Origin of the sequence: Piscirickettsia salmonis LF-89 = ATCC VR-1361, from assembly GCF_000297215.2 — a bacterium.
Lineage (GTDB): Bacteria > Pseudomonadota > Gammaproteobacteria > Piscirickettsiales > Piscirickettsiaceae > Piscirickettsia > Piscirickettsia salmonis.
Window position 1 is genome coordinate 15,314 of record NZ_AMFF02000076.1, and the last position, 6,322, is coordinate 21,635.

Annotated in this window: 3 protein-coding genes and 1 pseudogene; 2 read left to right on the plus strand and 2 right to left on the minus strand. The window is 38.1% G+C overall.

Annotation, left to right across the window (positions count from 1 at the left end; genetic code table 11):
• Positions 1 to 485: 485 nt before the first annotated feature.
• Positions 486 to 1,907 carry a sodium:proton antiporter NhaD gene (gene nhaD, locus C200_RS08035; protein WP_032126553.1) on the minus strand — a complete coding sequence of 474 codons (1,422 nt, stop codon included), beginning with the start codon at positions 1,905 to 1,907 and terminating at the stop codon, positions 486 to 488.
• A gap of 382 nt (positions 1,908 to 2,289) precedes the next feature.
• On the opposite strand from nhaD, the gene C200_RS08040 reads away from it, so the two are divergent.
• Complete coding sequence (locus C200_RS08040) at positions 2,290 to 3,732, plus strand: peptide MFS transporter (RefSeq protein WP_016211426.1); 1,443 nt, start codon at positions 2,290 to 2,292, stop codon at positions 3,730 to 3,732.
• A gap of 268 nt (positions 3,733 to 4,000) precedes the next feature.
• On the opposite strand, the pseudogene C200_RS08045 reads toward C200_RS08040, so the two are convergent.
• Positions 4,001 to 4,318: pseudogene (locus C200_RS08045) on the minus strand (integrase core domain-containing protein); the annotation flags it as partial.
• Between the two features lie 396 nt (positions 4,319 to 4,714).
• Here C200_RS08045 and C200_RS08050 point away from each other — a divergent pair.
• Complete coding sequence (locus C200_RS08050) at positions 4,715 to 6,007, plus strand: OmpP1/FadL family transporter (RefSeq protein WP_075273490.1); 1,293 nt, start codon at positions 4,715 to 4,717, stop codon at positions 6,005 to 6,007.
• Positions 6,008 to 6,322 lie beyond the last annotated feature (315 nt).

Below are 6,322 nucleotides of genomic sequence, written 5' to 3' on the forward strand. Positions count from 1 at the left end.
GGCATCATTGCCTACCAAGCAAGCAAAATACTACTTATTCTCAGGATTTATATGGAAATGTCAACGGAGCCTAATAAAAGCAATAAAGTATATAACTTATTAAACACAGTCACCTCTAAATTAAATGCTTTTATAATGAAAATATTTGGTTATTATACTCCTGATAACAAGGAGATCAATATTAATTATTTATTATGCATCACATTTTCAGTCCTTACTTTTAGGTGTATTTTTAAGTGTTAAATATATGTAATTTTTTAATTTGTCTTGAATAAAGTAAGCTGTTTAAAGTTAATGAAAAAAGTAGCTTTTAGTGCTTGTGGTGTGACTTAATATTAGAAATTATTGTTATTAGGACTTACGTATGGTGTTTTTTAACGATACGCTTACATATAGCAGGCGAATACTAGTGCTTTTATTTAATATCCATCAGTGAAAGATTAAAGAGGAGCGTTAGCTCCCCTTATTGGTTATTTATCATATGGTTAAGTGATAGGTTTAGAAAACAAGTCAGCATTTAAGTAGAGGTGGCAAATAATTGAGGCAATATAGCCTAGGGCAATGGCCCAGGTCCACTTTAAATGACTGAAGAAAGTGTAGGCACCTTTGGCTTGACCCATTAGTGCAACGCCAGCGGCTGAGCCAATAGAGAGCATACTGCCACCAACTCCTGCAGTGAGAGTGACTAATAGCCATTGGCCGTGTGACATCTCAGGCTGCATGGTAAGCACAGCAAACATCACGGGGATATTGTCAACGATGGCAGAAAGGACACCGACGAAGATATTCGCAGGTGTTGCATTATGAATCGCGGCAAGCCCAAGTGCTTGACCCCATTGGCTGTACATCGCCTCTGAGAGGATGCTAAGGTAGCCGATGGTAGATAGACCGCCGACACAGAGAATAATACCGTAGAAAAAAAGCAAAGTATCCCACTCGGCGCGTTGCACTTTCTTAAAGATGTCAAAGACGTAGTTATCCGTTGTATTTCCTAAATGCTTCATTTTGCGCTCTTCAACGATTTTGAGGTAATAGCCAAAAAACTGTAGATAACCAAGACCGAGCATCATACCGGCCGCAGGCGGTAGGTGTAGGAAGTTATGAAAGCTAACAGCAGTTACAATGGTCAGTAAAAATAATACCATGATTCTGCGTGCACCGACCTTCATACTGATTGACTCTTCATGTGCCTTTGGTTGTACTTTGGGCACTGCGAAGGTCATAATCACTGCAGGAACTAGATAGTTGATGACTGAAGGTAAGAAAATCGCAAAAAAATCTGCAAAATCAAGAATGCCTTTTTGCCAGACCATCAACGTCGTAATATCACCAAATGGGCTAAATGCACCGCCAGCGTTGGCAGCAACAACAATGTTAATACAGCCTATAGCAACAAACTTTTTATTATCACTGCCAACCGCCATGACCACTGCACACATGACCAGTGCGGTGGTTAAGTTATCCGCAATTGGTGAGATAAAAAAAGCCAGAATCCCTGTGATCCAAAATAGCTGCCGGTAGGTAAAGCCACGCTGGGTTAGCCAGACCCTGAGCGCTTCAAAGACATTACGCTCTTCCATTGCGTTGACGTAGGTCATGGCAACTAATAAGAAGAGGAAAAGCTCAGCATACTCAAGTAAATTATGGCGTATTGCGGCTTCTGTGGCAGCTGAAGAGCCTGTTTGAGCAGCCAAGATTGAGACGATAATCCAGATAACCCCGGCAGCAACAATAACAGGTTTGGATTTGCGCAAATGAGTAAACTCTTCAGACATAACGAATAAATAAGCAATAATGAATACAGTGAGTGCAAGTAAACCCGCAAATGAAGAGGTCATCTGCAGATTTAAAGGCGCTCCACCACCACTGGCTGCGAGGCTGATACTCGGCAGCAGCAAACTCACCATGGCAATAAATGCAAAAATGCATGTTTTTGTGAATTTCACACCAGTTCTCCCTAGACTGCGCGTTATTTTAGATTGTAGTTGAATTTTTAAAATTTTTGCTGTCTAACCACTTCCCTAATTTTTATTCTCCTCTATAGTTTTATTTTAGTTTAATGAAAATCAATATATTTTAACAAGATAAGCTTTTATCTGGTGGATAAAGATCTTAAATTTCAATATTTATTTAATATTTTTGTATTTTCGTAACGGTACAGTTGAATGGTGGGCTATTTTTTGATATAACTAGTCGGGTTGAGTTAAGAGCATGATGCTATATGGCACTCAAAGTAGATTTAAGTAAATTTTAAAATAAATAAATATTTAAGAGCAAAAGGTAGAAAGCATGCGCTTGTTACAGGTATTACCCAAAGGGGTCAGTAGTATTTTATTTATAGAGTCCTGTGAATTATTTGGGCGCTTTGGGATTACGGCGTTACTGGTTTTTTATTTAAAACAAAGCTTAGGCTTTAGCGATGCAAATGCCTTTTTGCTCTATACCACCTTTGTGGCTTTATTTAGTGCAACACCTGCCTTAGCGGGTTTATTTATTGGCCGCTACGTTAACTATCATCAAGCCGCTTTAATGGGTATCTTTTTTATGATGCTCGGTAACTTATTACTGGTCGCGCCAGAAGTACAGCTGGTTTATTTATCACTGGCATTAATCGCGGTGGGATTTGGCTTTTTCTACCCAGGGTTAACGACTTTACTGGGCCGTTTATATGATCGCTCTGAACATGGGCGTGATGCAGGCTTTACGCTTTATTATATGGCAAGAAATATTGGGGCGTTATTTGCGCCGATTATTTGTGGCTTTATTGGTCAAGCCTATGGTTATCATTATGCCTTTTTGTTATCCAGCCTGGTGATGATGATCGGTTTTTTCTTTTACTTTAAAATGCATGGAAATTTAGCCGTATTAGTTGATGAGCCAGCCAGTCACCCTGTATCTTTTATTGTTACTTTATTAAGTGCAATCATTGCTGTTGCTGTGCTTTATACTGTTCTTGATTATCATTTGGTTAATTACTTAATTGCAGCTTGTGTGATTGGCTTTTTATTAAAAATTGGACCGTTTATCAAGCAGCATATGAAAGTCATGCTTATTATTTTTGCTCTGATGTTTTTTGCCATTATTTTTGGTGGGTCGTTGGGTCAAGGGGGCACGACCTTAAATTTATTTATTATGCGTATGGTTGACCGTCATATGTTTGGTATGGAAATTCCACCAAGCGTTTATTATGCCCTCGATCCTGTTTTTATGATGATTATTGGACCGATATTAGCTATTGCTTATACTAAGTTGGCTAAACGTCAATTAGAGCCAGGTTCGCTGTATAAATGTATGCTGGGTCTGATTACTTTATCTGTTGGTTTTGGTGTGTTTATTCTTGCTGCTCAGCATGCAATGCAATTACGTACTCAGGTGAGTAGCCTTTATATTGTCATCGCCTTTATTGTTTTCCCTTTGGCAGAATTATTTATTATGCCCGTTGCCTTATCAATGATTACTAAAATATCGCCGAAAGAGTTAACGGCAGCGCTGACAGGCATGTGGATGCTCAGCCAGTCTGTAGGTAGTTTATTAACCAATAGCTTATCTAAGCTTGGTGCGGTTAATTTTGAGATGAACTCACCAGAGACTTATGTTCATGCAGGGGCGATTTACAGTTATGGCTTTACAGCAACGGCTTTATTATTATTAGGCGCGGGGCTGTTAATGGGCGTGGGTTCTTACCTATTACAACGTCGATCAAAGAGTATGCGTCAGCTGGTTATGAGTTAACTGTATTTGGGGGTCTTTTAATATATTATATCGAGAGACTCTCATGTGTGATGAGTAAAAGGAATACATAAGTGCTTGAGCTAAGCGCCTTATATTAAGGATAGGTATTTAGCTTGCAAAACGATTTGTTTGTCAAAAAGTGAAAAGATGTATGATGTACTGATTTATCTATTAATAAGTTTGAATAAGGAATATATTGAGCGCTCTTTTTTCTAAACCCTTACTCTTTTATCGTGAAAAAAGTATTGCTGCTGGATTAACTAGGTGCTTAGTTGTTTAGTCCCAACCTGTGCTGGTGAGGGTTTATTCTAAATCGTTCGGGCTCGTTTTGCCACCACTTTATGATCTCCTCATAGGGAGTTAGCCCCTTTAAAGCCTTTAATCGTTTTGCAAAATTATATGCATTTAAAAAAGCATAAATATGCTCTTTTACTTGATCATGAGATTCATAATGATAATGCTTAACAGTCGCCTTCTTTAAAGTACGATTCATCCGTTCAACTTGCCCATTTGTCCAAGGATGATTAACTTTCGTCAAGCGATGTTCTATATCATAAGATTCACATACTCGATCAAAAATATGCCTTAATTTATACATTAAATTTTGGGGATCATTTCAAGCATCATTTTAACCTTTCAGGAATAAATCGTTAAACTATTCTGTCTGAAAACTCGGGAGCATTATACTGAAGTTAAAGAAGAGAGTTTTCTACAAGTTGCTCATGATAAAAAATAGAAAGTCTAAAACTATAAAACCTATATATTGGGATATGCTTGTTCTGTATGAAATAGCAAGGCGGCTATTTTTTCTTTATTTTTGACTTTATGTTATTGCTAAGGCTTACTAGTACGGATCTATAATCTTTTAATGTTTTCTTAATGTTGTCTAAGTAGAATCAATGGTTAATATTGAAGTAGTAGATATAGATAAAATAATAAAATAACTAAAGTATTTGCTTTTTTTTGGTAAATAAATTTAAAAATGTCTTTATTCGTTTTTTTGAAAAATAAATATTTAGTATGTGCTGTCTTTGTCTTTGTCTTTGTCTTTGTCTTTTTTCTATTTTTCATTTTTTTTCAGAATGCTTTTGCAGTTCCTGTGCAATACCTAACCAATAGTTACCTTGCTGGTAATGCCTTTGCTGGTGCAGTAACCAGCGCAAATGTTGCAGTTATGGATTCAAATCCGGCAATATTGGCACAGTTATCTGCTCCGGAGGTTTATATTAGTGATAGTTATATCCGCTCTGCGACTAATAATAGCAATGCAGTTGCTACCCAATCACTGTCAGTGTCAGGCATTACAGAGGCGGTGAGCGGACAAACGAGTGCAGGACAGGCAACGTCTAAGCAGGTACCGAGTGTATTTATTGCTTGGCCGACCTCATCGGTTGTGTCATTGGGTTTGACGATAGTGACAGGAAGTAGCTTAAACACCGAGTATAATCGGCAATGGGTCGGTCGTCATCTGAATACTGGGATGAAATTGATGACTTTGGCGGTAACGCCGATTGTGGCAATTAAGGTAACACCGCAGTTATCTTTAGGCTTGGGTTGGCATTTTCAAAGAAATAAGTTTCAATCCACTGGGGCCGCAGGTTTAGTTGGGCAAGCATCGAATTATTATAGTGAGTCAGCCACAGTGTGGAACCAGGGATTTCTGCTCGGTGGGTTATATCAGTGGTCGAAAAATACATCAATCGGGCTTAGTTATAATCATATTTTTGTAACTAATCTGGATGCTACTGGAACTTACTCTTCTAAGGTGAGTGCTCAGTTTCCTGACACGGTAAATTTTGGTTTTAGGCATCGCTTTAATGAAAAAGTGGTAGTAATGCTGAATCTGCAAGAGGTGCTGTGGCGTCAGTTTTATTTACAGCAACATAGTCAAATTGCGGCGGGAGTGACGAGTTCAGCAAACTCTCATTTAAACTTAAAAAATAGTCACTTACTCTCTTTAGGTATGGCGTATCAGTTAAATCGCAGAAATATTATAGAGTGGGGGGTAGGTGTTGATGATGGCAAGTTTACGACATCGAATCATCGATTGTGGTTAGGTTTAGGGCTGAATCATTATTTTTCTAAGCAGGCTTCTATTGGTTTAAGTTATCTGTATGGTAGTCCACAAACCAGTCAAGTGGCCGCGGTAAACCCCATTAACATTAATATTGGTCAATTTGTTAACCCTATGGTTATACAGCAGATTAATACATTGACGATGCAATCTAAAAATACGATACAAATTCTTGCTTTAGGTGTTCATTATCGTTTTTAGTGATCGCTCTGGTTTGGTCTGATTCTTGTATCTATATTATCGATGTCATTTTTTCTCGAGCAGGAGTGAATGGGTTATTTTTTATTTTAGCGATAATGTAAATCCCTGAAGTTTTAAGCGAGTATAGCGCGTGTAAAGGGCGAAGAGAGTGCAAGGAAAGGCAAATGGAGAATATGCAGAGCCAGGTATGGCATCAGCTTGCTAAAGACAAAGTGCTCAATCACTCACCTTACGCACAGGTCATAAACATTTTAATCGCCTAAGCTCTTCAAAAGCTATTTGATTTGACCGCACAAGTAATTTATATTTGAGTGC